21 protein-coding genes are annotated in these 24495 nt (G+C 69.9%); 5 read left to right on the forward strand and 16 right to left on the reverse strand.

Going from position 1 to position 24495, the window contains the following annotated elements:
• The first annotated feature begins 297 nt into the window (after positions 1-297).
• From fahA to ACIRPT_RS11800, 3 genes are all read left to right on the forward strand, one after another.
• Positions 298-1581, forward strand: a complete 1284-nt coding sequence (gene fahA, locus ACIRPT_RS11790) for a fumarylacetoacetase (protein ID WP_403825580.1) — start codon at positions 298-300, stop codon at positions 1579-1581.
• Positions 1578-2240, forward strand: a complete 663-nt coding sequence (locus ACIRPT_RS11795) for a GPP34 family phosphoprotein (protein WP_403825583.1) — start codon at positions 1578-1580, stop codon at positions 2238-2240. The genes fahA and ACIRPT_RS11795 overlap by 4 nt, the downstream gene beginning before the upstream one ends.
• Before the next feature lie 338 nt (positions 2241-2578).
• Complete coding sequence (locus ACIRPT_RS11800) at positions 2579-3061, forward strand: hypothetical protein (protein WP_403825586.1); 483 nt, start codon at positions 2579-2581, stop codon at positions 3059-3061.
• Between the two features lie 103 nt (positions 3062-3164).
• Here ACIRPT_RS11800 and nuoN read toward each other — a convergent pair whose 3' ends face one another.
• Genes nuoN through ACIRPT_RS11870 form a run of 14 tightly spaced genes read right to left on the reverse strand, consistent with a single transcriptional unit; the run spans position 3165 to position 19342 of the window.
• Positions 3165-4817, reverse strand: coding sequence for an NADH-quinone oxidoreductase subunit NuoN (gene nuoN, locus ACIRPT_RS11805; RefSeq protein WP_403825589.1), 1653 nt, complete (start codon positions 4815-4817; stop codon positions 3165-3167).
• The gene (locus ACIRPT_RS11810) at positions 4814-6481 is read right to left on the reverse strand and encodes an NADH-quinone oxidoreductase subunit M (RefSeq protein ID WP_403825592.1); all 1668 of its coding nucleotides are present in this window, start codon (positions 6479-6481) and stop codon (positions 4814-4816) included. The genes nuoN and ACIRPT_RS11810 overlap by 4 nt, the downstream gene beginning before the upstream one ends.
• 3 nt (positions 6482-6484) lie before the next feature.
• Positions 6485-8368 carry an NADH-quinone oxidoreductase subunit L gene (nuoL, locus tag ACIRPT_RS11815; protein WP_403825595.1) on the reverse strand — a complete coding sequence of 628 codons (1884 nt, stop codon included), beginning with the start codon at positions 8366-8368 and terminating at the stop codon, positions 6485-6487.
• A gap of 13 nt (positions 8369-8381) precedes the next feature.
• Positions 8382-8681, reverse strand: a complete 300-nt coding sequence (gene nuoK, locus ACIRPT_RS11820) for an NADH-quinone oxidoreductase subunit NuoK (RefSeq protein WP_042155750.1) — start codon at positions 8679-8681, stop codon at positions 8382-8384.
• Positions 8678-9556 carry an NADH-quinone oxidoreductase subunit J gene (locus tag ACIRPT_RS11825; RefSeq protein WP_403825599.1) on the reverse strand — a complete coding sequence of 293 codons (879 nt, stop codon included), beginning with the start codon at positions 9554-9556 and terminating at the stop codon, positions 8678-8680. The genes nuoK and ACIRPT_RS11825 overlap by 4 nt, the downstream gene beginning before the upstream one ends.
• Complete coding sequence (gene nuoI / locus ACIRPT_RS11830) at positions 9553-10191, reverse strand: NADH-quinone oxidoreductase subunit NuoI (protein WP_403825602.1); 639 nt, start codon at positions 10189-10191, stop codon at positions 9553-9555. Before nuoI ends, ACIRPT_RS11825 begins: the two co-directional genes overlap by 4 nt.
• Positions 10184-11566, reverse strand: a complete 1383-nt coding sequence (gene nuoH / locus ACIRPT_RS11835; RefSeq protein ID WP_403825605.1) for an NADH-quinone oxidoreductase subunit NuoH — start codon at positions 11564-11566, stop codon at positions 10184-10186. Before nuoH ends, nuoI begins: the two co-directional genes overlap by 8 nt.
• Positions 11566-14073, reverse strand: a complete 2508-nt coding sequence (locus tag ACIRPT_RS11840; protein WP_403825608.1) for an NADH-quinone oxidoreductase subunit G — start codon at positions 14071-14073, stop codon at positions 11566-11568. Before ACIRPT_RS11840 ends, nuoH begins: the two co-directional genes overlap by 1 nt.
• On the reverse strand, positions 14070-15443 hold the full coding sequence (gene nuoF / locus ACIRPT_RS11845) for an NADH-quinone oxidoreductase subunit NuoF (protein ID WP_403505835.1): 1374 nt from the start codon (positions 15441-15443) through the stop codon (positions 14070-14072). Before nuoF ends, ACIRPT_RS11840 begins: the two co-directional genes overlap by 4 nt.
• On the reverse strand, positions 15443-16345 hold the full coding sequence (gene nuoE / locus ACIRPT_RS11850; RefSeq protein ID WP_403825909.1) for an NADH-quinone oxidoreductase subunit NuoE: 903 nt from the start codon (positions 16343-16345) through the stop codon (positions 15443-15445). Before nuoE ends, nuoF begins: the two co-directional genes overlap by 1 nt.
• 17 nt (positions 16346-16362) lie before the next feature.
• A complete protein-coding gene (locus ACIRPT_RS11855; protein WP_403505837.1) occupies positions 16363-17685 on the reverse strand; it encodes an NADH-quinone oxidoreductase subunit D in 1323 nt (440 codons plus the stop codon).
• Entirely contained in the window at positions 17685-18422 is a 738-nt protein-coding gene (locus ACIRPT_RS11860; RefSeq protein WP_403825613.1) for an NADH-quinone oxidoreductase subunit C, read from the reverse strand. Before ACIRPT_RS11860 ends, ACIRPT_RS11855 begins: the two co-directional genes overlap by 1 nt.
• A complete protein-coding gene (locus ACIRPT_RS11865) occupies positions 18419-18973 on the reverse strand; it encodes an NADH-quinone oxidoreductase subunit B family protein (protein WP_046927389.1) in 555 nt (184 codons plus the stop codon). The genes ACIRPT_RS11860 and ACIRPT_RS11865 overlap by 4 nt, the downstream gene beginning before the upstream one ends.
• A gap of 9 nt (positions 18974-18982) precedes the next feature.
• Positions 18983-19342 carry an NADH-quinone oxidoreductase subunit A gene (locus ACIRPT_RS11870; protein WP_066931103.1) on the reverse strand — a complete coding sequence of 120 codons (360 nt, stop codon included), beginning with the start codon at positions 19340-19342 and terminating at the stop codon, positions 18983-18985.
• A gap of 771 nt (positions 19343-20113) precedes the next feature.
• Between ACIRPT_RS11870 and ACIRPT_RS11875 the strand changes: the two genes are divergently transcribed.
• Both ACIRPT_RS11875 and ACIRPT_RS11880 read left to right on the forward strand, forming a co-directional pair.
• Positions 20114-20908, forward strand: coding sequence for a C40 family peptidase (locus ACIRPT_RS11875; RefSeq protein ID WP_403825617.1), 795 nt, complete (start codon positions 20114-20116; stop codon positions 20906-20908).
• A gap of 191 nt (positions 20909-21099) precedes the next feature.
• Positions 21100-21945, forward strand: coding sequence for an ATP nucleotide 3'-pyrophosphokinase (locus tag ACIRPT_RS11880; protein ID WP_403825620.1), 846 nt, complete (start codon positions 21100-21102; stop codon positions 21943-21945).
• On the opposite strand, the gene ACIRPT_RS11885 is transcribed toward ACIRPT_RS11880, so the two are convergent.
• Complete coding sequence (locus ACIRPT_RS11885; protein WP_403825623.1) at positions 21935-22768, reverse strand: alpha/beta fold hydrolase; 834 nt, start codon at positions 22766-22768, stop codon at positions 21935-21937. The two genes, ACIRPT_RS11880 and ACIRPT_RS11885, sit on opposite strands and share 11 nt — an antisense overlap.
• Before the next feature lie 233 nt (positions 22769-23001).
• The gene (locus ACIRPT_RS11890; protein ID WP_403506040.1) at positions 23002-24285 is read right to left on the reverse strand and encodes a geranylgeranyl reductase family protein; all 1284 of its coding nucleotides are present in this window, start codon (positions 24283-24285) and stop codon (positions 23002-23004) included.
• Between the last annotated feature and the right edge of the window lie 210 nt (positions 24286-24495).

A 24495-nucleotide genomic window follows, 5' to 3' on the forward strand; every position in this document is an offset into this window, starting at 1 on the left:
GGGCATGGGGAATGGGCATGGCCGGCGCGGGGGCCTGGCCGCTGCGTCGGTTGCGCGAGGGGGGCGGGGCGGAGCGGGGGGAGCGGGGGGAGCCGGAGATCGAGGATCGGACAGCGGATCGACGTGACAGCCGACCGGAGGTTGTCCACAGGCTCCCCCGCCGCGATGCACCCCGCCGTACCCTGATCTTCGGACCGACCGGCCACAGACCGGACGGCCCGCCAACCGAGCGGCCCGGCCATCCGACGCCAGGCCGGTCCGGCCGCCCACCGGCGACGACGAAGCGAGGAGCTGTACATGCCCGAGCAGAGCCCGTTCGACCTTGCGGAAGGCGATCCCTTCGGCCCGCACACCCTCCCCTACGGCGTCTTCAGCACCGCCGACGCGCCCGACCGGCGCAGGCTCGGCGTCCGCTACGGCAGCCATGTCCTCGACCTGAGCGCACTGCCCAGCGCGCTGCCCGGCGTCGTACGTCCCGCCCACGCCGAGCTGCTCGCCGCGCCGAACCTCAACCCCCTGCTGGCCGCCGGGCGCGCCGTCTGGCAAGAGGTACGCGCGGCCGTCCGCACCGCCGTAACGGCCCCCGAGCACCGCCCCGCTGTGACACCGCTCCTCCGTCCGCTGGACGAGGTGACCCTGCACCTCCCCTTCGAGGTCGCCGACTACGTCGACTTCTACTCCAGCGAGCACCACGCCACCAACGTCGGCCGGATCTTCCGCCCCAACGGCGCGGCGCTTCCCCCCAACTGGAAGCATCTGCCCATCGGTTACCACGGCCGATCCGGCACCGTTGTCGTCACCGGCACCCCGGTGGTGCGCCCCAACGGCCAGCGCAAGGCGCCGACGGACACCGTCCCGACCTTCGGCCCGTCGGCCCGCCTGGACATCGAGGCCGAGGTCGGCTTCGTCGTCGGCGCTCCCTCCGAGCACGGCGAACCGGTCGGCCAGGACGCCTTCCGCGACCACGTCTTCGGCATCTGCCTCGTCAACGACTGGTCCGCACGCGACATCCAGGCCTGGGAGTATCAGCCCCTCGGCCCCTTCCTGGGCAAGTCCTTCGCCACCTCCGTCTCCGCCTGGATCACCCCGGTCGACGCCTTCGACGAGGCGCGCACTCCGCCGCCCGCCCGCGACTTCCCGCTGCTCCCCTACCTCGACGACGCGGACGTGGAGCCGGGCGGCATCGACATCCGCATCGAGGTGACCCTCAATGGCGAGCGCCTCTCCACCCCGCCGTTCTCCGCGATGTACTGGACGGCCGCCCAGCAGCTCGCCCATATGACGGTCAACGGCGCCTCGCTGCGCACCGGCGATCTGTTCGCCTCCGGCACGGTCTCGGGGCCCGAGCCCGACCAGCTCGGCTGCCTGCTCGAAATCACCCAGGGCAAGGGCCCCTACCTCCAGGACGGCGACGAGGTCACCCTCTCCGCCTGGGCCCCCGGCCCCGATGGCGCCCGGATCGGCCTGGGCGAGGTCACCGGACACGTTCTGCCCGCACCTGAGCTGGTCACGGTCCCGGCCGTGGCAGGAGCGGGCGCCGGCTCCGCGGCACCGGGCACCACGTCCCGGGACGCCCCATGACAGACATGCAAGGGCCCGGCGCGGGGGCCCTCACCCTTCCCGAGGAGCTGCTGCTGCTCGCCCTGGATCCGGTTCGCGGCCGGCCGATGAGCAACCCCAAGTACCTGCGATACGGCCTGGCGGGCGCGGTACTGGCCGATCTGGAGGCGGCCGGGCGGATCACCGTCGAGCGCGGCGACCGGATCTCGGTGACCAATCCGCTGCTGACGGGCGAACCGGTGCTGGACGGCGCGCTCGCCGCGCTGCCCGACCCGGGGAAGAGCCGCAGCGCGAGCGTCAAGGCCCACCGCTGGGTACGCACGGCCGCCCGGCCGGTGCAGGAGCTGTGCCTGCACCGTCTGGAGGGGCGCGGCGCCGTACGCCGAGAGACCCGCCGCGCCTTGGGCCTCTTCCCGTACGCCCGATTCCCCGTCGGCACGGTCGACCTGAGCGGCCCGGCCCGCGCCCGCTTCCGGTCGGCGATCGACGCCCGCCTTCCGGACCGGCGCGGCCGCCTCCTGGCCGCCTACGCCTCGGCCACCGACCTGGACACCAAACTCCTGCCCGGCGGCGCCTTCCGCTCGCAACGCCGCGACCTCAAACGCCTCATAAAACAGGAGTGGACCGCCAACGCGGCTCATCACGCCGTACAGATGGAGAAGAACTCAGCGTCGAGTTAGGGGGCGGAGCGCAGACGCAGCAGAGCAGCGCCTGAGCGACCGACGGGGCACCGGCGCTGCGGCCGGAGAGCGCGTCCGGGGTCCGGCGTGCGTCCGAGCCCGGCGTCCGGGTGGGGTCCGGCGTCGGGGTCCGGGCGGGGTCCGACGTCAGGCGTCCGTGTGGAGTCCGGCGTCCGTGCGGCGGCATGCCTGTGTGCACGCAGACTTACGGCCGAGGGGCGGGGTGGGTGGGGGGGGCGGGGGGGGGAGGGCCCCCAGGTACCGGCCACGGAGAAGCTCCCACCCCACCCCCGGCTGCTACCCTCACCCCTCCCTGTCCCACAACGGAGGAGACGTACGTGCGCAAGGCAGCGCAGATCGCCGGGGCGGCCGCGATTGCCGCAATGCTGCTCAGTGGTTGCGGAAGCAGCGGCGACAAGGGCAGCGACAGCGCGCCGAGCAAGGCGCCGGATAGCGTGCCGTCGACCCCGGGCGGGGGCGACAAGGCCACGGACGGCAAGGCGTTCGAGGGGGCCTGGAAGGCCGGGTCGGCCGACAGTCCGCTGGTGCTCGTCATCGCGCACGGCACCGTCGCGCTCGCCGACGGGCAGAAGACGGCCTGTATGGGCAAGGTCCAGGGGATGGCCGGGATGACGGTGGCCGCCCTGACCTGCACCAAGGGCGACAACACCCGCACCATGGGCACCCTCAAGCCCGGCTCGGACGGCAAGACCCTGACGGTCGACTGGAAGAACGGCCCCACCGAGAAGTACACCAAGTCCTCGGACGGCAGCGTGAAGATCCCGGACATGCCGAAGTTGCCGAGCATGCCCAGCAGCTGACACCTGCCCGCACAACGGCCGCCGCCCCGGGCCCATATGAGGTCCCGGGCGGCGGCCGTGTGGCAGGTACGGCGTCACCACGATGCGGCGACGCGGCCTCTGCTCAGCGGATGAACACCCCGGCCTGGCCCGCCAGGTCGAGGAAGTACTGCGGCGCCAGCCCCAGTACCAGCGTGACCGCGACCCCGATCGCGATGGCCGTGGTGGTCAGCGGGCTGGGGACCGCGACGGTCGGACCGTCCGCCTTCGGCTCGCTGAAGAACATCAGCACGATGACGCGGATGTAGAAGAAGGCGGCGATGGCGGACGAGATGACACCGACGACCACCAGCCAGCCCGCGCCACTCTGGGCCGCCGCCTTGAAGACCGCGAACTTTCCGGCGAAGCCGGAGGTCAGCGGGATGCCCGCGAAGGCCAGCAGGAAGACGGCGAAGACCGCGGCCACCAGAGGCGAACGACGGCCGAGCCCCGCCCACTTGGACAGATGGGTGGCTTCGCCGCCGGCGTCCCGTACCAGGGTGACGACGGCGAACGCGCCGAGCGTCACAAAGGAGTAGGCGCCGAGGTAGAAGAGCACCGAGGAGATGCCGTCCTCGCTGGTGGCGATGACACCGGCGAGGATGAAGCCGGCATGCGCGATGGAGGAGTAGGCCAGCAGCCGCTTGATGTCGGTCTGGGTGATGGCGACGATCGCGCCGCCCAGCATCGTGATGATCGCTACGCCCCACATCACCGGCCGCCAGTCCCAGCGCATGCCCGGGAGGACGACGTACAGCAGGCGCAGCAGCGCGCCGAAGGCCGCGACCTTGGTGGCGGCCGCCATGAAGCCGGTGACCGGGGTCGGGGCGCCTTGGTAGACGTCCGGGGTCCACATGTGGAAGGGGACCGCACCGACCTTGAACAGCAGCCCCATGAGGACGAGCGCCGCGCCGATCAACAGCAGGGCGTCATTGCCCATCGTGCCGGCCAGCGCCGGATCGATCTGCTTGGCGCCGTCCGAGATGACCTCGGCGATGCCGGCGTAGCTGACCGTGCCGGCGTAGCCGTACAGGAGGGCGATGCCGAACAGGAGGAAAGCGGAGGAGAAGGCGCCGAGGAGGAAGTACTTGACCGCGGCTTCCTGGGAGAGGAGGCGCTGGCGGCGGGCCAGGGCACACAGGATGTAGAGGGGGAGGGAGAAGACCTCCAGGGCGACGAAGAGCGTCAGCAGGTCGTTGGCCGCCGGGAAGACCAGCATGCCGCCGATCGCGAAGAGGACGATCGGGAAGACCTCGGTGGTGGTGAACCCGGCCTTGACCGCGGCCTGTTCGGCGGCCCCGCCGGGGACGGCGGCGGCCTGGGCGGCGAAGGAGTCCACCTTCTTGCCGTGTGCCGCCGGGTCGAGCCGGCGCTCGGCGAACGTGAAGACGGCGACCAGCGACACCAGCAGGATCGTGCCCTGGAGGAACAGGGCGGGGCCGTCCACCGCGATGGCGCCCATCGCGGCGATCCGGGCCTTGGACGAGCCGAAGCCGCCGGCGGCCAGGCCGATCACCGCGGCGAACGCGGCGGCCAGCGCCACCACGGACAGCGCCAGCTGGGCGTAGTAGCGGCTGCTGCGGGGCAGCAGGCCCTCGATCAGGACGCCGATCACCGCGGCACCGAGGACGATCAGCGTCGGCGAGAGCTGGGCGTACTCGATATGCGGTGCCGGGATCCGGCCCGGCACCTCGGCCGCCACCGTCCACAGGCTGTGGACACTTGCCACGGAACTCACTTCGCGGCCTCCACGTCTTGATCACGCGCGGCATGGCCGTGCCGGGCTCCACCGGGCACGGCGTCCACCTGCACAGTGGGCTTGGGGTCCTTCTTGTCCACGACGGACAGGGTGTGGTCCACCGCCGGGTTGACGATGTCGGTGAGCGGCTTGGGGTACACCCCCAGGAAGAGCAGCAGCGCGATGAGCGGCGCGACCACGACCAGCTCCCGGGCCCGCAGGTCGGGCATGCCGCGCACCTCGTCCTTCACCGGGCCGGTCATCGTCCGCTGGTAGAGGACGAGGACGTAGAGCGCGGCGAGGACGATGCCGAGGGTGGCGATGATGCCGATGACCGGATAGCGGCTGAACGTGCCGACCAGCACCAGGAATTCGCTGATGAACGGGGCCAGTCCGGGCAGCGACAGGGTCGCCAGACCACCCACCAGGAAGGTACCGGCGAGGACCGGGGCGACCTTCTGGACGCCGCCGTAGTCCCCGATCAGACGCGAGCCGCGGCGGCTGATCAGGAAGCCGGCGACCAGCATCAGGGCGGCGGTGGAGATGCCGTGGTTGACCATGTAGAGCGTCGCGCCGCCCTGGCCCTGGGTCGTCATGGCGAAGATGCCCAGGATGATGAAGCCGAAGTGGGAGATCGAGGCGTAGGCGATCAGGCGCTTGATGTCGCGTTGCCCGACGGCGAGCAGCGCGCCGTAGATGATGCTGATCACCGCCAGCACCACGATGGCCGGGGTCGCCCAGCTGCTGGCCTCCGGGAAGAGCTGGAGGCAGAAGCGGAGCATCGCGAACGTGCCGACCTTGTCGACGACGGCGGTGATCAGCACCGCCACCGGGGAGGTCGCCTCGCCCATGGCGTTGGGCAGCCAGGTGTGCAGCGGCCACAGCGGGGCCTTCACCGCGAAGGCGAAGAAGAAGCCTAGGAAGAGGAGGCGTTCCGTGCCGGTGCCGATGTCCAGCTTGCCGGATGCCCGCGCCTCGACGATCTGCTGGAGCGAGAAGGTGCCGGTGCCGAGCTGGTCGGCGGTGACGGCGTACAGCCCGATCACCGCGGCCAGCATGATCAGGCCGCCAACGAGGTTGTAGAGCAGGAACTTCACCGCGGCGTAGGACCGCTGGGTGGACGCCTGCTCCTCGCCGTGCGCATGGGCGCGGTCCCCGAAGCCGCCGATGAGGAAGTACATCGGGATGAGCATGGCTTCGAAGAAGATGTAGAAGAGGAAGACGTCGGTGGCCTCGAACGAGATGACCACCATGGCCTCGACGGCCAGGATCAGGGCGAAGAAGCCCTGGGTGGGCCGCCAGCGGCGGTTGTGCCCGGCGTCCTCCAGGGGGTCGGCGTCGTGCCAGCCCGCCAGGATCACGAACGGGATCAGCAGGGCGGTCAGCGCGATCAGGGCGACCGCGATGCCGTCCACGCCCAGTTCATAGCGGACCCCGAAGTCCCGGATCCAGGCGTGCGATTCGGTGAGTTGGTACGGGCCCTTGGCGCCCGGCACGAAGCGGAATGCGATCACCAGCGCCAGCGCGAAGGTGACCAGCGAGAACGCCAGCGCCAGCCATTTGGCCGCGGTGCGCTTGGCGGCGGGCACCGCGGCGGTGGCGATCGCGCCGATCGCCGGTACCGCGGCGGTTGCCGTCAGCAGCGGGAAGGAAAAGTCCGCCATGGCTCAGACACCCCTCATCAGCAGGGTCGCGGCGACGAGAACGGCGGCCCCGCCCAGCATCTGGACCGCGTACGAGCGGACGAAGCCGCTCTGCAACTGGCGCAGCCGGCCGGAGAGTCCGCCCATCGAGGCCGCCGTGCCATTGACCGCACCGTCCACCAGGGAGTGGTCGAGATAGACGAGCGTGCGGGTGAGGTGTTCGCCGCCGCGTACCAGGACGACGTGGTTGAAGTCGTCCTGGAGCAGATCACGGCGGGCGGCCCGGGTGAGCACCGAGCCGCGCGGGGCGGTGACCGGTACGGGCCTGCGGCCGTACATCGCCCAGGCGATGCCGACGCCGATGACCAGGACGACCATGGTCGCGGCCGTGACGGTGGTGGCGCTGAGCGGTGAGTGGCCGTGTGCGAACGAGGTGACCGGCTCCAGCCACTTCACGAACGACTCGTTGATGCTGAACAGACCGCCCGCGAAGACCGAGCCGAAGGCCAGCACGATCATCGGGAGCGTCATGGTCTTCGGGGACTCGTGCGGATGGGTCTTCTCCGGATCCCAGCGCTTCTCGCCGAAGAACGTCATCAGCATCACCCGGGTCATATAGAACGCGGTGATCGCGGCGCCGAGCAGGGCCGCGCCGCCCAGGATCCAGCCCTCGGTGCCGCCCTTGGCGAACGCCGCCTCGATGATCTTGTCCTTGGAGAAGAATCCGGAGAGTCCGGGGAAGCCGATGATCGCCAGATAGCCGAGGCCGAAGGTGATGAAGGTGACCGGCATGTACTTCCGCAGACCGCCATAACGGCGCATGTCCACCTCGTCGTTCATGCCGTGCATGACGGAACCGGCGCCGAGGAAGAGGCCCGCCTTGAAGAAGCCGTGGGTGACCAGATGCATGATCGCGAAGGCGTAGCCGATCGGGCCGAGACCGGCGGCCATGATCATGTAGCCGATCTGCGACATCGTCGAGCCGGCCAGGGCCTTCTTGATGTCGTCCTTGGCACAACCGACGATCGCACCGAAGAGGAGCGTGACCGCGCCGACCGCGACGACGGCCGCCTGGGCATCCGGCGCGGCATTGAAGATGGCCCCGGAGCGGGTGATCAGATACACGCCGGCGGTGACCATGGTGGCGGCGTGGATCAGCGCCGAGACCGGGGTCGGGCCCTCCATCGCGTCGCCCAGCCAGGACTGCAGCGGCACCTGCGCCGACTTGCCGCAGGCGGCCAGGAGCAGCATCAGCCCGATGGCCGTCAGCTTGCCTTCGCTCGTCTCACCGGTCGCGGCGAGCACGGGGCCGAAGGCGAACGTCCCGAAGGTCGTGAACATCAGCATGATCGCGATGGACAGGCCCATATCGCCGACGCGGTTGACCAGGAACGCCTTCTTGGCGGCGGTGGCCGCGCTGGGCTTGTGCTGCCAGAAGCCGATCAGGAGGTACGAGGCGAGGCCGACGCCCTCCCAGCCGACGTAGAGCAGGAGGTAGTTGTCGGCGAGGACGAGCAGCAGCATCGCCGCGAGGAAGAGGTTGAGGTAGCCGAAGAAGCGGCGGCGCCGCTCGTCGTGCTCCATATAGCCGATCGAGTAGATGTGGATCAGCGATCCGACACCGGTGATCAGCAGGACGAAGGTCATCGACAGCTGGTCGAGCTGGAAGGCGATGTCGGCCTGGAAGCCGCCGACCGGGATCCAGCTGAACAGATGCTGATGCAGCGCGCGGTGTTCGGCTCCCTTGCCGAGCATGTCGGCGAAGAGCGCCACGGCGATGCCGAAGGAGGCCACCGCGAACAGCGAGCCGATCAAGTGGCCGGTACGGTCCAGACGTTTTCCGCCGCACAGCAGCAGGGCCGCACCGACCAGCGGTGCCGCGACAAGCAGCGCGATCAAGTTCTCCACTTTGTGCGACCCCTTACAGCTTCATCAGGCTGGCGTCGTCGACCGAGGCCGTATGACGGGTGCGGAAGATCGACACGATGATCGCCAGGCCGACCACGACCTCGGCTGCGGCGACGACCATCGTGAAGAAGGCGATGATCTGGCCGTCGAGATTCCCGTGCATCCGCGAGAAGGTCACGAAGGCGAGATTGCAGGCGTTGAGCATCAGCTCGATGCACATGAACACCACGATGGCGTTCCGCCTGATCAGCACCCCGGCCGCGCCGATGGTGAACAACAGGGCGGCCAGATAGAGGTAGTAGACCGGGCTCATTTCTTGGCCCCCTCCTTGTGCTCCTTCGGCGCCGCGCCACCGGACGGCGATGACGGTGGCGCCGCGGGCGGTTCGGAGCCGCGCTCCAGCCATTCCTCCGAGCGCTGCTCCAGCGCCTTGAGTTCGGCGAGCGACTCGCGGGAGACGTCGCGGATCTGGCCGCGGTCGCGCAGCGTCGGGTTGACGGTCAGTTCGGACGGGGTGCCGTCGGGCAGCAGGCCGGGGATGTCCACGGCGTTGTGCCGGGCGTAGACACCGGGGGCGGGCAGCGGCGGCACCTGCTTGCCTTCCCTGACGCGCGCGATGGACTGCTCGCGCTGGGTCCTGGCGCGCTCCGTACGCTCCCGGTGGGTGAGCACCATCGCGCCGACGACCGCCGTGATCAGCAGCGCGCCGGTGATTTCGAAGGCGAAGACGTACTTGGTGAAGATGAGTGCGGCCAGGCCCTGCACATTGCCGCCGGCGTTGGCCTCGCCCAGGCCGTTGAACTCCTTGAGCGAGGCGTTGCCGATGCCGGCGATGAGCAGGATGCCGAACCCGATGCCGAGGCCCGCGGCGAGCCAGCGCTGCCCCTTGAGGGTCTCCTTGAGGGAGTCCGCCGCGGTGACACCGACCAGCATGACGACGAAGAGGAAGAGCATCATGATCGCGCCCGTATAGACGACGATCTGGACGACGCCGAGGAAGTACGCACCGTTGGCCAGATAGAAGATCGCCAGGACGATCATGGTCCCGGCGAGCGAAAGGGCGCTGTGAACGGCCCGCTTCATCATGATCGTGCACAAGGCGCCGATGACGGCGACCGTGCCCAGGATCCAGAACTGCACGGCCTCCCCCGAGGACGTCGTGGAGGCCGCGGCGGCGAGGCCGGTCATGCGTTCGCCTCCTTCCCCTGAGAGGCGTCGTCGGTCTTCCCCGGGGAGGCGTCCGCGGCCTCGGCCGAGGACTCCGACGGAGGCCGTTCCCCCTTGGAGACGGCGACCTGACGGACCGCGCCGGGCGCGGCCTCGGTCACCAGACCGCTGTAGTAGTCCTTCTCCGTCATGCCCGGGTAGATCGCATGGGGCGAATCGACCATGGTCTCTTCCAGGCCCGCGAGCAGCTCCTCCTTGGTGTAGATGAGCGATTCGCGGGACCGGTCGGCGAGTTCGTACTCGTTGGTCATGGTCAGCGCGCGGGTCGGACAGGCCTCCACGCACAGCCCGCACAGGATGCAGCGCAGGTAGTTGATCTGGTAGACGCGGCCGTACCGCTCGCCCGGGGAGTAGCGCTCCTCGTCGGTGTTGTCCGCGCCCTCGACATAGATCGCGTCCGCCGGGCAGGCCCAGGCGCACAGCTCGCAGCCGATGCACTTCTCCAGGCCGTCCGGATGGCGGTTGAGCTGATGGCGACCGTGGAAGCGCGGGGCCGTCGGCTTCTTCTCCTCCGGGTACTGCTCGGTCAGCCGCTTCTTGAACATGGCCTTGAAGGTCACGCCGAAGCCGGCCACGGGGTTCTGGAACTCAGGCACCGTCGCCCCCCTTTCCGTCGGTCTCATTTCCCTCACTGACAGTGTCCACTCGACCACTGACAATCAACTCCCGGTCTCCCCACCGAGGGGTCCGGCGCGGCACCGGCGGCAGGCTCTGCCCGGGCAGCGGCGGTACGGGGAACCCGCCGGCCATCGGGTCGAACTCCCCGTCGCCGTCCCGCTCTTCCTCCGGTTCTCCGCGCCTGATGAAGTCCACGACGAGCGAGATCAGCAGCAGGGTGATGGCGCCCCCGGCGACGTAGAGCACGATCTGCTGGAAGTTGTAGCCCTCGTTCTTCAGCGCCCGGACGGTGGCGACGAGCATCAGCCAGACCAGCGAGACCGGAATGAGGACCTTCCAGCCGAACTTCATCAGCTGGTCGTAGCGCACCCGCGGGAGCGTGCCGCGCAGCCAGATGAAGAAGAACAGCAGCAGCTGCACCTTGATCGTGAACCAGAGCATCGGCCACCAGCCGTGGTTCGCGCCTTCCCAGAAGCTGGAGATGGGGTACGGGGCCCGCCAGCCGCCCAGGAACAGCGTGGTCGCGACCGCCGAGACCGTCACCATGTTCACGTACTCGGCGAGCATGAACATCGCGAACTTGATGGACGAGTACTCGGTGTTGAAGCCGCCGACGAGGTCACCCTCGGACTCCGGCATGTCGAACGGCGCGCGGTTGGTCTCACCGACCATCGTCGCGATGTAGATCAGGAACGACACCGGCAGCAGCAGGATGTACCACTTGCTCTGCTGCGACTCCACGATCGTGGAGGTCGACATCGACCCGGAGTAGAGGAAGACCGACGCGAAGGCGGCACCCATCGCGATCTCGTACGAGATCATCTGGGCGCAGGACCGGAGGCCGCCGAGCAGCGGGTAGGTCGAGCCGGAGGACCAGCCCGCCAGGACGATGCCGTAGATGCCGACCGAGGCCGTGGCCAGGATGTAGAGGATGCCGATCGGGAGGTCGGTGAGCTGCATCGGGGTGCGGACACCGAAGATCGAGACCTCGTTGTCGGCGGGCCCGAAGGGGATCACCGCGATCGCCATGAAGGCCGGGATGGCCGCGACGATCGGCGCGAGGACGTAGACCGCCTTGTCGGCACGCTTGACGACCAGGTCTTCCTTCAGCATCAGCTTGATGCCGTCGGCGAGGGACTGGAGCATGCCCCAGGGGCCGTGCCGGTTGGGGCCGATGCGCAGCTGCATCCACGCGACGACCTTGCGTTCCCAGACGATGGAGAACAGCACGGTCAGCATGAGGAACGCGAAGCAGAAGACCGCCTTGATGACGACCAGCCACCAGGGGTCGTGGCCGAACATCGACAGGTCTTCCTGCGCCAGCGCGGTGCCCGCCGCAGCGAGTTGCTGCATCACGCCTCCACCTCCTTGGCCGCCTCCGGCGTACCGGGTACGGCGGAGACCTTCACCAGGTCACCGGGGTGCGCCCCGGTGTCGGCGGCGACACCACCGCCCACGGAATTCAGCGGCAGCCAGACGACCCGGTCGGGCATCGGCGTCACCTGGAGCGGCAGCCGGACCGATCCGGCCGGTCCGGTGACCGCCAGCAGGTCGCCGTTCTTGACGCCGGTTTCCTCGGCGGTGGCCGCCGAGAGCCGGGCGACCGCGGCGTGCCGGGTGCCGGCCAGCGCCTCGTCGCCCTCCTGGAGCAGCCCCTGGTCCAGGAGGAGCCGGTGTCCGGCCAGTACGGCCTCGCCGGTGTCGGGGCGGGGCATCGGGCGCCCGGTCCCCAGGGGCTCCCCGGCGTACGGTCCGTCCCAGCCGCCGAGCCGGTCCAGTTCGCGGCGTACGGCGTGCAGGTCCGGCAGCGCCAGGTGCACGTCGAGGGCGTCGGCGAGCATGTGCAGCACCCGGGAGTCGGGGAGCAGATGCCGGCGGGTCATCTGGTCGGGCTTGAGCGCGGCCTCGAACGGCCTGGCCCGGCCCTCCCAGTTGAGGAACGTTCCGGCTTTCTCGACGACGGCCGCCACCGGGAGGACCACATCGGCCCGGTCGGTGACCTGCGAAGGCCGCAGTTCCAGGCTGACCAGGAAGCCGACCTCGTCCAGCGCGGTCAGCGCGCGGGCCGGGTCGGGCAGGTCGGCGACCTCGACGCCGGCCACCAGGAGCGCACCCAGTTCGCCGGTCGCGGCGGCCTCGATGATCTGGCCGGTGTCGCGGCCGTGGCGGTGCGGGAGTTCGGCCACGCCCCAGGCGGCGGCGACCTCGTCGCGGGCACGGGGGTCGGTGGCCGGGCGGCCGCCGGGCAGCAGCCCCGGCAGGGCGCCCGCTTCGATGGCGCCGCGTTCGCCGGCCCGCCGCGGGATCCACACCAGTTGGGCGCCGGTGGCGGAGGCGGCGCGGACCGCGGCGGTCAGGGCGCCGGGCACCGTGGCCAGCCGCTCGCCGACGACGATCACCGCGCCGTCCGCGCGCAGCGCCTCGGCCGCGGCGTGCCCCTCGCCCTCCAGTCCGACGCCGCCCGCAAGCGCGTCCAGCCATTCGGTCTCGGTGCCGGGCGCAGCCGGGAGCAGCGTGCCGCCCGCCTTGATCAGGCCGCGGGAGGCGTGCGTGGCCAGGCCGTATGTGCGCTGGCCGCTCTGGCGGTGCGCCTTGCGCAGCCGCAGGAAGACGCCGGGGGCCTCCTCCTCCGCCTCGATGCCGACCAGGAGGACGGCCGGGGCCTTCTCCAGGGCGGTGTGGCTGAGGCCTGTGCCGTCCAGGTCACGTCCGCGGCCGGCGACCCTGGCCGCCAGGAAGTCGGCCTCCTCGGCGCTGTGTGCCCGCGCCCGGAAGTCGATGTCGTTGGTGTCCAGGGCGACCCGGGCGAACTTGGCGTAGGCGTAGGCGTCCTCGACGGTCAGCCGGCCGCCGGTCAGGACGCCGGTGCGCCCCTTGGCCGCGGCCAGCCCGCGGGCCGCCGCCCGGAGCGCCTCGGGCCAGCTCGCCGGCTCCAGTTCGCCGCTCTCCGCGTTGCGCACCAGGGGGTGTTCCAGCCGGTCCCTCTGCTGCGCGTAACGGAAGGCGAACCTCCCCTTGTCGCAGATCCACTCCTCGTTGACCTCGGGGTCGTTGGCCGCCAGCCGCCGCATGACCTTGCCGCGCCGGTGGTCCGTACGGGTCGCGCAGCCGCCCGCGCAGTGCTCGCACACCGACGGCGAGGAGACCAGGTCGAAGGGGCGGGAGCGGAAGCGGTAGGCGGCGGAGGTGAGCGCGCCGACCGGGCAGATCTGGATGGTGTTGCCGGAGAAGTACGACTCGAAGGGGTCGCCCTCTCCGGTGCCGACCTGCTGGAGGGCGCCGCGTTCGACCAGCTCGATCATCGGGTCGCCGGCGATCTGGTTGCTGAAGCGGGTGCAGCGCGCGCACAGGACGCAGCGCTCGCGGTCCAGCAGCACCTGTGTGGAGATCGGCACCGGCTTGGCGAAGGTGCGCTTCTTGCCCTCGAAGCGCGACTCCGGGTCGCCGACCTGCATCGCCTGGTTCTGCAGCGGGCACTCGCCGCCCTTGTCGCAGACCGGACAGTCCAGCGGGTGGTTGATCAGCAGCAGCTCCATCACCCCGCGCTGGGCCTTCTCGGCCACCGGGGAGGTCAGCTGCGATTTGACGACCATGCCGTCGGTGCAGGTGATGGTGCACGAGGCCATCGGCTTGCGCTGGCCCTCGACCTCGACGATGCACTGCCGGCAGGCGCCCGCCGGGTCCAGCAGCGGGTGGTCGCAGAAGCGCGGGATCTCGATGCCGAGGAGTTCGGCGGCGCGGATGACCAGCGTCCCCTTGGGGACGGAGATCTCGATGCCGTCGATCGTCAGGGTGACGAGGTCCTCCGGCGGGATCGCCGCCTCGCCGCCCCCCGAGGGAGCATTTGTGGTGACGGTCATGCATTCACCCCCAGGTGAGCGTCGTTGTCGGCCCACAGGGTCGACTTGGCGGGGTCGAAGGGGCAGCCCCTGCCGGTGATGTGTTGCTCGTATTCCTCGCGGAAGTACTTGAGCGAGGAGAAGATCGGCGAGGCGGCGCCGTCGCCGAGGGCGCAGAAGGACTTGCCGTTGATGTTGTCGGCGATGTCGTTGATCTTGTCCAGGTCGCTCATCACGCCCTTGCCGGCCTCGATGTCGCGCAGCAACTGCACCAGCCAGTACGTGCCTTCGCGGCAGGGTGTGCACTTGCCGCAGGACTCGTGGGCGTAGAACTCGGTCCAGCGGGTGACGGCCCGTACGACGCAGGTGGTCTCGTCGAAGCACTGGAGCGCCTTGGTGCCGAGCATCGAGCCGGCCGCGCCGACGCCCTCGTAGTCGAGGGGGACGTCGAGGTGCTCCTCGGTGAACATCGGCGTCGAGGAGCCGCCCGGTGTCCAGAACTTCAGCCGGTGGCCGGGGCGGATGCCGCCGCTCATGTCGAGCAGCTGGCGCAGGGTGATGCCCAGCGGGGCTTCGTACTGGCCCGGGTTGGTGACATGGCCGCTGAGCGAGTAGAGCGTGAAGCCCGGGGACTTCTCGCTGCCCATCGACCTGAACCAGTCTTTCCCCTTGTTCAGGATCGCGGGAACCGACGCGATGGATTCGACGTTGTTCACCACAGTGGGGCAGGCGTAGAGGCCCGCCACCGCCGGGAAGGGAGGACGCAGCCGGGGCTGTCCGCGACGGCCCTCCAAGGAGTCGAGCAGCGCGGTTTCCTCACCGCAGATGTACGCGCCGGCGCCCGCGTGCACGATCACATCCAGGTCGAGTCCCGAGCCGAGAATGTTCTTTCCGAGGAAGCCCGCCGCATACGCCTCGCGCACGGCCTCGTGCAGCCGGCGCAGTACGGGCACGACCTCGCCGCGCAGGTAGATGAAGGCGTGGTTCGACCGGATCGCATGGCAGGCGATCACGATCCCCTCGATGAGGGAGTGCGGGTTCGCGAAGAGGAGCGGGATGTCCTTGCAGGTCCCGGGCTCCGATTCGTCGGCGTTGACGACCAGATAGTGCGGTTTGCCGTCGCCCTGCGGGATGAACTGCCACTTCATGCCGGTCGGGAAGCCGGCGCCGCCGCGGCCGCGGAGGCCGGAGTCCTTGACGTAGGCGATGACGTCGTCGGGCGGCATGGCCAGGGCCTTGCGCATGCCCTCGTAGCCCTCGTGCCGGCGGTAGGTCTCCAGCGTCCAGGATTCGGGCTCGTCCCAGAAGGCGGACAGGACCGGCGCGAGGATCTTCTCGGGGTCGCTGCCGGCCTCTGGCCGGGTGCCCCCGTACTCGGCTGCCACGGTCATCACTCCCCCTCCTCTGCGGTCGGTCCGGACGCATCGTCACTGCGGGGCGCAGCCCCTCCGCCCGGGGCGGTGGTGGGAGACGGGTGGGCGGGGTCGGAGGCGGCGGTTTCCTGCGGCGCGTCGTGCGAGCTCGGGTGGCCGGAGGGGGGCGGTTCGTCGGGGTGGCCGCCAGGGGGTTCGTCCGTGGGACCGGCAGCGGGGGTGCGGGGGGCGATGACGTGGTCCGTGCCGCGGCCCGGGGCCTGCTCGCCCTTCGCCAGGCGCAGCCCGACCAGGGAGGCGGGGCCCGCGCCGCCGGTGGCCTCGACGGCGCCCGGCCGCTCGTCGGGGAAGCCGGCGAGGATGCGGGCCGTCTCCTTGTAGGTGCACAGGGGGGCGCCGCGGGTGGGTTCGACGTCCCGTCCGGCCCTCAGGTCGTCCACCAGCCGCTTGGCGGTCTCGGGCGTCTGGTTGTCGAAGAACTCCCAGTTGACCATCACGACGGGCGCGAAGTCGCAGGCGGCGTTGCACTCGATGTGTTCGAGGGTGACGGCGCCGTCCTCGGTGGTCCCGCCGTTCTCGACGCCGAGGTGCCGCTTCAGCTCGTCGAAGATGGCGTCGCCGCCCATCACCGCGCACAGGGTGTTGGTGCAGACCCCGACCTGGTAGTCGCCGCTCGGCTTGCGGCGGTACATGGAGTAGAAGGTCGAGACCGCGGTGACCTCGGCGGTGGTGAGGTCGAGCATCTCGGCGCAGAAGCGGATGCCGGTGCGGGTGACGTGCCCTTCCTCGGCCTGTACGAGGTGCAGCAGGGGCAGCAGCGCGGAGCGGGAGCCGGGGTAGCGGGCGATCACCTCCTTGGCGTCGGCCTCCAGCCGGGCCCGTACGTCGGCGGGGTAATCGGGGGCGGGGAGTTGGGGCATGCCCAGCTGGACGTCGTTCACCGGTCGACGCCTCCCATCACGGGGTCGATGGACGCGACGGCGACGATGACGTCGGCGACCTGGCCGCCTTCGCACATCGCCGCCATGGCCTGCAGATTGGTGAAGGACGGATCGCGGAAGTGCACGCGGTAGGGGCGGGTGCCTCCGTCGCTGACCGCGTGGACGCCCAGCTCGCCCTTGGGGGACTCCACGGCGGCGTAGGCCTGTCCGGGCGGGACTCGGAAGCCCTCCGTCACCAGCTTGAAGTGGTGGATCAGGGCCTCCATCGAGGTGCCCATGATCTTCTTGATGTGGTCCAGGGAGTTGCCGAGGCCGTCCGGCCCCAGGGCCAGCTGCGCCGGCCAGGCGATCTTCTTGTCCTCGACCATGACCGGTCCCGGCTCCAGCCGGTCCAGGCACTGTTCGACGATGCGCAGCGACTGGCGCATCTCCTCCAGGCGGATCAGGAACCTGCCGTAGGAGTCGCAGGTGTCCGCGGTCGGCACCTCGAAGTCGTAGTTCTCGTATCCGCAGTACGGCTGCGTTTTGCGCAGGTCGTGGGGCAGTCCGGCGGAGCGCACGATGGGCCCGGTGGCGCCGGTGGCCAGGCAGCCGGCCAGGTCGAGGTAGCCGATGCCTTCCATCCGGCCCTTGAAGACCGGGTTGCCGGTGGCGAGCTTGTCGTACTCGGGAATGTTCTTGCGCATCTTCTTCACGAAGGCGCGCACCTGGTCGACGGCGCCGGGGGGCAGGTCCTGGGCGAGGCCGCCGGGCCGGATGTAGGCGTGGTTCATCCGCAGGCCGGTGATCAGCTCGTAGATGTCGAGGATCAGTTCCCGGTCGCGGAAGCCGTAGATCATGATCGTCGTGGCGCCCAGCTCCATGCCGCCGGTGGCGATGGCCACCAGGTGGGAGGACATGCGGTTGAGCTCCATCAGCATCACGCGGATGACCGAGGCCCGGTCGGGGACCTGGTCGGTGATCCCCAGCAGCTTCTCGACGGCCAGGCAGTAGGCGGTCTCGTTGAAGAAGGGGGTGAGGTAGTCCATCCGCGTGACGAAGGTGGTGCCCTGCGTCCAGGTCCGGTATTCGAGGTTCTTCTCGATGCCGGTGTGCAGATAGCCGATGCCGCAGCGGGCCTCGGTGACGGTCTCGCCGTCGATCTCCAGGATCAGCCGGAGCACGCCGTGCGTGGAGGGGTGCTGCGGCCCCATGTTGACGATGATCCGCTCGTCGTCGGACTTGACGGCGCGCGCCGCGATCTCGTCCCAGTCGCCGCCGGTGACGGTGTAGACCGTGCCTTCCGTCGTGTCGCGCGGGGTTACGGGGGGAGTGGTCATCAGCTGTACGACCTCCGCTGGTCGGGAGCCGGGATCTGCGCGCCCTTGTACTCGACGGGGATGCCGCCGAGCGGGTAGTCCTTGCGCTGCGGGAAGCCCTGCCAGTCGTCGGGCATCATGATCCGCGTCAGCGCCGGGTGGCCGTCGAAGACGAGCCCGAAGAAGTCATAGGTCTCGCGCTCGTGCCAGTCGTTGGTCGGATAGATGCCGACGATCGAGGGCACGTGCGGGTCGGCGTCGGGGGCGGAGACCTCCAGCCGGATGAGCCGGTTGTGGGTGATCGAGCGCAGGTGGTAGACGGCGTGCAGCTCGCGCCCCTTGTCGCCGGGGAAGTGCACCCCGCTCACGCCCGTACAGAGCTCGAAGCGCAGCGCCGGGTCGTCGCGCAGCGTCCTGGCCACGGCCGGCAGGTACTCCCGCTCGATGTGGAAGGTCAGCTCGTCGCGGTCGACGACGGTCTTGGAGATGACGTTCTCGGGGACCAGGCCCTGCTCGTCGAGCGCGCCCTCCAGCTCGTCGGCGACCTCGTCGAACCATCCCCCGTAGGGCCGCTGGGCCGCCCCGGGCAGCCGTACGGACCTGACCAGGCCGCCGTAACCGGTGGTGTCGCCGCCGTTGTTGGCGCCGAACATGCCGCGGCGGGTGCCGATGACCTCGCCGGTGTCGTCGCGCTGGACGGGGACGCCGTTGCCGTTGTGGTTCCCCTGGTCGCTCTCGGGGTTCTTCGGCTCACTCACCGCAGCAGTCCCTTCATCTCGATCAGCGGGAGTGCCTTGAGCGCCGCTTCCTCCGCCTCGCGGGCCGCCTGCTCCTGGTTGACCCCGAGCTTGGTGTCCTGGATCTTGCGGTGCAGCTTGAGAATGGCGTCCATCAGCATTTCGGGACGCGGTGGGCAGCCCGGCAAATAGATGTCTACGGGAACGATGTGATCAACGCCCTGCACGATCGCGTAGTTATTGAACATGCCGCCCGATGAGGCGCACACGCCCATGGAGATCACCCATTTCGGGTTCGGCATCTGGTCGTAGACCTGCCGCAGAACGGGCGCCATCTTCTGGCTCACCCGGCCGGCCACGATCATCAGATCCGCCTGCCGCGGGGAACCGCGGAAGACCTCCATACCGAAACGGGCCAGGTCGTAGCGCCCGGCGCCGGTCGTCATCATCTCGATGGCGCAGCAGGCCAGCCCGAAGGTCGCGGGGAAGACCGATGATTTGCGTACCCAGCCCGCGGCCTGTTCGACAGTGGTCAGCAAAAAGCCGCTCGGCAGCTTCTCTTCAAGTCCCATGGGTGACCCCTAGTCCCATTCCAGGCCGCCACGACGCCAGACATAGGCGTAGGCGACGAAGACGGTGAGCGCGAAGAGGAGCATCTCGACGAGCCCGAAAAGCCCGAGGGCGTCGAAGGTGACGGCCCAGGGGTAGAGGAAGACGATCTCGATGTCGAAAACGATGAAGAGCATCGCCGTCAGGTAGTACTTGATCGGAAAGCGACCGCCGCCGGACGGCTGCGGGGTCGGCTCGATTCCGCATTCGTACGCCTCAAGCTTCGCCCGGTTGTAGCGCCTGGGTCCGACGAGCGAGGCCATCACGACAGAGAAGATCGCAAAGCCTGCCCCGAGGGCTCCCAGTACGAGGATGGGCGCGTATGCGTTCACCGTCCTCGCTCCCTTCAGTCGACGATGACTGGATGGCGGTCCGCTCGGGCCGGCTGTGCTGCCCCGGAGAGATCGTGCATATGTGAGGCAGTTCACAAGCCCGAACGCCTGCATCTTATGCCCGCCGGTCTGTGATCTGCGACACGGGGTGCGACAACGACTTTGTGATCTTCACCACCTGACGAAGGATCATGAAGCCGGATGAGCGTTGATCTTCATACGCGAAGCGCCCGAGTGATCACGAGAGGTGACATTCGGCGGGGTTACCGCTGGTCAGAGCGTCGCCGCCCTATCAAGTGGTGCCCCTTGCAGGCAAATTGGCACTGGGCAGCGCCAACTGCTATATGAGGCGGACGCCGTTGAGTGATCCACCCGTGATGCGACCGTGATCGTCAGCACGTGCCCGCGTTCACGAGGGGTCGGCCGAGGGGGTGACGAGGGGAGCGGTCGAGCGCCGTCGCCGAGCGACCGCCACCGTCAGATCACGGGAACATAACGGACACTCAAGAGTGACCTATCCCACGCCTTTTCAAGCGATAAGTCCTTGACGGCCGGGAAGCCTTGGCGTGGCGGATAGGGAGGTGATAAGCCCCTCCGACCCCCGCATCGGGCAGCAAATGCCATGCGTAGGAACATGATCGCGAAATCCGGACATCGCGCCGCCGGCGCCGCGCGCGGAAAAAAGTCCGTTTTATTCGTCGCGTACGCGTCAAGTGTGGCGCACCCCACCTTTGTTGGCAGCAACCTGCGGCTCCTGATAGCCGTGGTGCCATGTCCCCGAACGCACTCATACCCAGCCACCGGAAGCCCCGCCGTTCCGCGTCCTCGCGGGCACTGCGTGCGGGCGTGACCGGTGGCTTCCTCACCCTCGCGGTGACCGGCGCGACCGTGCCGGCCAACGCCGCGGAAAAGCCCGTCTCCGAAACGCAGGAGATGCCCACCATCACGACGGCGCTGGCGACCACCGCCGCCAAGAGCGCGGACACCGCTCAGCAGGTCGCCTTCGACTACGAGCGCCAGGCCCTCCAGGACAGCGCCCTCACTCGGGCCGCCGAGGCCGCGGAGAAGCACAAGGCCGCCGCCGTGAAGAAGGCCAAGGCCGAGGCCGAGGCCAAGAAGAAGGCCGCCGAGGCCCGTAAGGCCAAGGAAGCCGCCCAGGCCCGCGCCTCGCGCTCCGACGACCGCACCTCGCTGTCCGTCTCCCCCTCCACCGGCAGCGCCGCGACCCTGGTCTCCTTCCTCAAGGCCCAGCTCGGCAAGGCGTACGTCCTCGGCGCCACCGGCTCCTCGTCGTACGACTGCTCCGGCCTGACGCAGGCCGCGTTCAAGCAGCTCGGCATCGATCTGCCGCGCGTCTCGCAGGACCAGTCCACCACCGGCACCCAGGTGGGCCTGGACAACCTCCAGGTCGGCGACATCCTCTACTGGGGCAGCGCGGGCAGCGCCTACCACGTCGCCGTCTACGTCGGTGACGGCAAGTTCATCGGCGCCCAGAACCCGAGCACCGGCATCGTCGAGCGTCCGCTCAGCTACGACATGCCCACCGGTGCGGTGCGCGTCCTCTGAGACCGCCGCAGCCACGGTTCCGCTGACGGGCCGCCCCTCCCCCGGGGCGGCCCTTTGCCGTGCGGGCCTGCGGAGAGCGGCCGATTCGCACCGCTACCGATCACCTCCGCGCGCCGTTCATCTCTCGTCATATACCGCACAAATGCCACTTGGGCGCCGTGCGGCATTCGCAGAGAGGACACCGCGCTCCGATGCACACCGATCGCTCCGCCCCGCGCGCCACCCGCCGCACCGCCCAGGGCACCGTCACCCGGGCCGCCACCGCCGCCGCCCTCGCCTCCGCGCTCGCCCTGGGCGCCGTCCACACCGCCACCGCCTCCGCGCCGTCCGCCACACAGACCCGGGCCGGCACGCCCGACGGCGGCTGGCACCAGGACGGCCTCTCGCTCAACGCCGCCGACAACAAGACCGTCGACGCCTTCGTCGCCCGCGCCCGGCGCGCCGAGCGCTCCATCAGCCCCCAGGTGCGCGCCGCGGCCCGGCTCAGCCACGCCGATCTGACCGGCTTCGACCAGCGGCTGAAGTCCCCGGACTCGCTCAAGCGGAAGGTCGCCACGCGGATGCGGGAGACCCCGGGCCGGACCGTCAACGCCTCGCTCGCCGAGATCAATGACGCGGTCCGCTTCACCCTCCAGTGGCCGTCCGGCCGGTACTCCCGCGGCGTCACCACCGCCGCCGGGCTGCTGTCCTCCTGGGGCAACGACTCCACCCGCTGGACCAACACCTGGCCCCGGGCCGCCGGCTACAAGGCGATCAACTCCGCCTGGCGCGAGCCCCGCTCCGGCCAGCGCTTCGAGGTGCAGTTCCACACCCCGCAGAGCAAGGCGGCCCAGCTGGACACCCACAAGCTGTACGAGGAGCAGCGGCTGCCCGGCACCTCGCGAGAGAGGGCGCGCGAGCTCCAGGAGCAGCAGAACGCGATCTTCGCGGCGGTGCCGGTGCCGGCCGGCGCCGAGCGGCTGACCGCGCCGGTCCGCCGCCTGCCCGCCCCCGTGACCGCGCTTCTGGCGCCGGTGGTCCCCGGAATCACCGGGTAGCGGCCCGGTCCTTCTCGATGAACGCCAGCAGGTCGGCGTTGAGCCGGGCGTGATGGCTGGCGTAGATCCCGTGCCCGGCGGTCGGGTACTCCAGGTACGTCGTGCCCGGGATCAGCTCGGCGGTGCGCCGCCCGGTGACGTCCACCGGCGCCGAGAAGTCGGCGGCGCCGTGGACGATCAGGGTCGGGATGTCGATCTCGCGCAGACCGGCACGGTGGTCGGTGCTCAGCGCCGCCTGCTGCGCCTTGAGCGTCGCCCACGGCGACGCCGACAGGCACTGCGCCATGGTGTGCTCGACGAGGGCGGGCGAGACGTCGTTGCCCAGGTGGGTGGCGAAGAACGCCTGCTTCTGGCGCGCCAGCCACTTGGGCCGGTCCGCCCGCAGCTGCGCCACCGACGCGGCGACGGCGGCCTCCGGCAGGCCGTGCGGATTGTCCTCCGTACGCGTCAGCAACGGCAGCATCGCCGCGATGAACACCGCCCGCGCCACCCGTCCCGAGCCGTGCCGCGCCAGATAACGCGCGACCTCGGCGCCGCCCAGCGAGTGCCCGACCAGGGTCACGCCCCGCAGATCGAGGTGCTCCAGCAGCGCGGCCAGGTCGTCGGCCGTCGAGTCCATGTCGTACCCGGTGGAGGGCCGGTCCGAGCGGCCGTGCCCGCGCCGGTCGAAGGCGACACAGCGGAAGCCGCCCTCGGCGAAGAACGGAAGCTGGTACTCCCACATCTCGGTGTTGAGCATCGCGCTCGAGACGAAGACGATCGGCTCGCCGTGGCCATAGTCCTCGTAGGCGAGGCGGGTGCCGTCGTGGGTCTCGAAGAACATGGCGATTCCTCCCGTTGCGGTCTGCTGCGGCCCTGTTGCGGTGCCTTTGCCGCGAGGTGTTCGCGACGTGTTCCAGACTGCCCGGGGGTGGTGGGCGGCTCAATTACGTCCGAGGTCATGGCCCGATGAGCCACGGAGGGACGCGCGTTGCCGCGGCGCGGCCCAGCCGTTCGAGAAGCGCCCTTCGAGAAGCGCCCGCCGAGCCCCGCACGAGGCTCGGCGGGCCGCCGCCGTCACGACTTCGGCGCGACCTTGCTCAGCCCGTTGATGATCCGGTCCATCGCGTCCCCGCCCGTCGGGTCCGTGAGGTTGGCGAGCATCTTCAGGGTGAAGCGCATCAGGAGGGGGTGGGTCAGGCCGCGCTGGGTGGCGATCTTCATGACCTTGGGGTTGCCGATGAGCTTCACGAAGGCGCGGCCGAGGGAGTAGTAGCCGCCGTAGGTCTCCTTGAGGACCTTGGGGTAGCGGTGGAGGGCCAGCTCGCGCTGGGCGTACGTGGCGCGGGCCTGCGCCTGGACGATGACCTCTGCGGCGATGCTGCCGGACTCCATGGCGTACGCGATGCCTTCCCCGTTGAAGGGGTTGACCAGGCCGCCGGCGTCGCCGACCAGGAGGAGGCCCTTGGTGTAGTGCGGCTGGCGGTTGAAGGCCATGGGGAGGGCCGCGCCGCGGATCGGGCCGGTCATGTTCTCGGGGGTGTAGCCCCAGTCGGCGGGCATCGACGCGCACCAGGCCTTGAGGACCTCGCGCCAGTCCAGTTCCCGGAAGGCGGAGCTGGAGTTGAGGATGCCGAGGCCGACGTTGCTCGTACCGTCGCCCATGCCGAAGATCCAGCCGTAGCCGGGGAGCAGACGGTCCTGGGCGCCGCGCCGGTCCCACAGCTCCAGCCAGGACTCGAGATAGTCGTCGTCGTGGCGGGGGGAGGTGAAGTACGTGCGCACGGCGACGCCCATCGGGCGGTCCTCGCGGCGGTGCAGGCCCATGGCCAGCGAGAGCCGGGTGGAGTTGCCGTCGGCGGCGACGACGAGCGGGGCGTGGAAGGTGACCGGGGTCTTCTCCTCGCCGAGCTTGGCGTGCACGCCGGTGATGTGGCCGGTGAGGTCGTTGATGATGGGCGCGCCGACGTTGCAGCGCTCGTAGAGGCGGGCGCCGGCCTTCTGGGCCTGGCGGGCCAGCTGCTCGTCGAAGTCGTCGCGCTTACGGACCAGCCCGTAGTCGGGGTACGAGGCGAGATCCGGCCAGTCGAGCTGGAGGCGGGAGCCGCCGCCGATGATCCGCAGGCCCTTGTTGCGCAGCCAGCCCGCTTCCTCGGAGATGTCGATGCCCATGGCGACCAGCTGCTTGGTCGCGCGCGGGGTCAGACCGTCGCCGCAGACCTTCTCGCGCGGGAACGCGGTCTTCTCCAGGAGGAGGACGTCCAGGCCGGACTTGGCCAGGTGGTAGGCGGTGGCCGAGCCGGCGGGCCCGGCACCGACGACGATCACGTCCGCGCTGTGCTCGGAGCGGGGTGCGGTCACGGACTCGGTCACGGACGCGGACTCGGTCACGGGGGGTCTCCCGAAGTCGGTAGAAGGGGTGACGTCGGGGGCTGAGGCCGAGGGGCGACGTCGGTGGATGCGGTCGGTGGATGCGGTCGATGTCCCGGTGTCCGGGTGCCGACCGGCTGGGGCAGGTGCAGTCTATGGGGGCCTTGGTGATCGGAAACTGAAGGGTTGGTGCCGTGCGCC

It is taken from the genome of Streptomyces sp. NPDC101227 (assembly GCF_044767545.1).
In the GTDB taxonomy this organism is placed as follows: domain Bacteria; phylum Actinomycetota; class Actinomycetes; order Streptomycetales; family Streptomycetaceae; genus Streptomyces.

What these genes read in the sequence shown, in the direction of transcription:
- fahA (WP_403825580.1), top strand. Translation starts at nt 298, where the DNA reads ATGCCCGAGCAGAGCCCGTTCGACCTTGCGGAAGGCGATCCCTTCGGC.
- ACIRPT_RS11795 (WP_403825583.1), top strand. Translation starts at nt 1,578, where the DNA reads ATGACAGACATGCAAGGGCCCGGCGCGGGGGCCCTCACCCTTCCCGAG.
- ACIRPT_RS11810 (WP_403825592.1), bottom strand. Translation starts at nt 6,481, where the DNA reads ATGGCGGACTTTTCCTTCCCGCTGCTGACGGCAACCGCCGCGGTACCG.
- nuoK (WP_042155750.1), bottom strand. Translation starts at nt 8,681, where the DNA reads ATGAGCCCGGTCTACTACCTCTATCTGGCCGCCCTGTTGTTCACCATC.
- ACIRPT_RS11825 (WP_403825599.1), bottom strand. Translation starts at nt 9,556, where the DNA reads ATGACCGGCCTCGCCGCCGCGGCCTCCACGACGTCCTCGGGGGAGGCC.
- nuoH (WP_403825605.1), bottom strand. Translation starts at nt 11,566, where the DNA reads ATGCAGCAACTCGCTGCGGCGGGCACCGCGCTGGCGCAGGAAGACCTG.
- ACIRPT_RS11840 (WP_403825608.1), bottom strand. Translation starts at nt 14,073, where the DNA reads ATGACCGTCACCACAAATGCTCCCTCGGGGGGCGGCGAGGCGGCGATC.
- nuoF (WP_403505835.1), bottom strand. Translation starts at nt 15,443, where the DNA reads ATGACCGTGGCAGCCGAGTACGGGGGCACCCGGCCAGAGGCCGGCAGC.
- nuoE (WP_403825909.1), bottom strand. Translation starts at nt 16,345, where the DNA reads ATGCCCCAACTCCCCGCCCCCGATTACCCCGCCGACGTACGGGCCCGG.
- ACIRPT_RS11855 (WP_403505837.1), bottom strand. Translation starts at nt 17,685, where the DNA reads ATGACCACTCCCCCCGTAACCCCGCGCGACACGACGGAAGGCACGGTC.
- ACIRPT_RS11865 (WP_046927389.1), bottom strand. Translation starts at nt 18,973, where the DNA reads ATGGGACTTGAAGAGAAGCTGCCGAGCGGCTTTTTGCTGACCACTGTC.
- ACIRPT_RS11875 (WP_403825617.1), top strand. Translation starts at nt 20,114, where the DNA reads ATGTCCCCGAACGCACTCATACCCAGCCACCGGAAGCCCCGCCGTTCC.
- ACIRPT_RS11880 (WP_403825620.1), top strand. Translation starts at nt 21,100, where the DNA reads ATGCACACCGATCGCTCCGCCCCGCGCGCCACCCGCCGCACCGCCCAG.
- ACIRPT_RS11885 (WP_403825623.1), bottom strand. Translation starts at nt 22,768, where the DNA reads ATGTTCTTCGAGACCCACGACGGCACCCGCCTCGCCTACGAGGACTAT.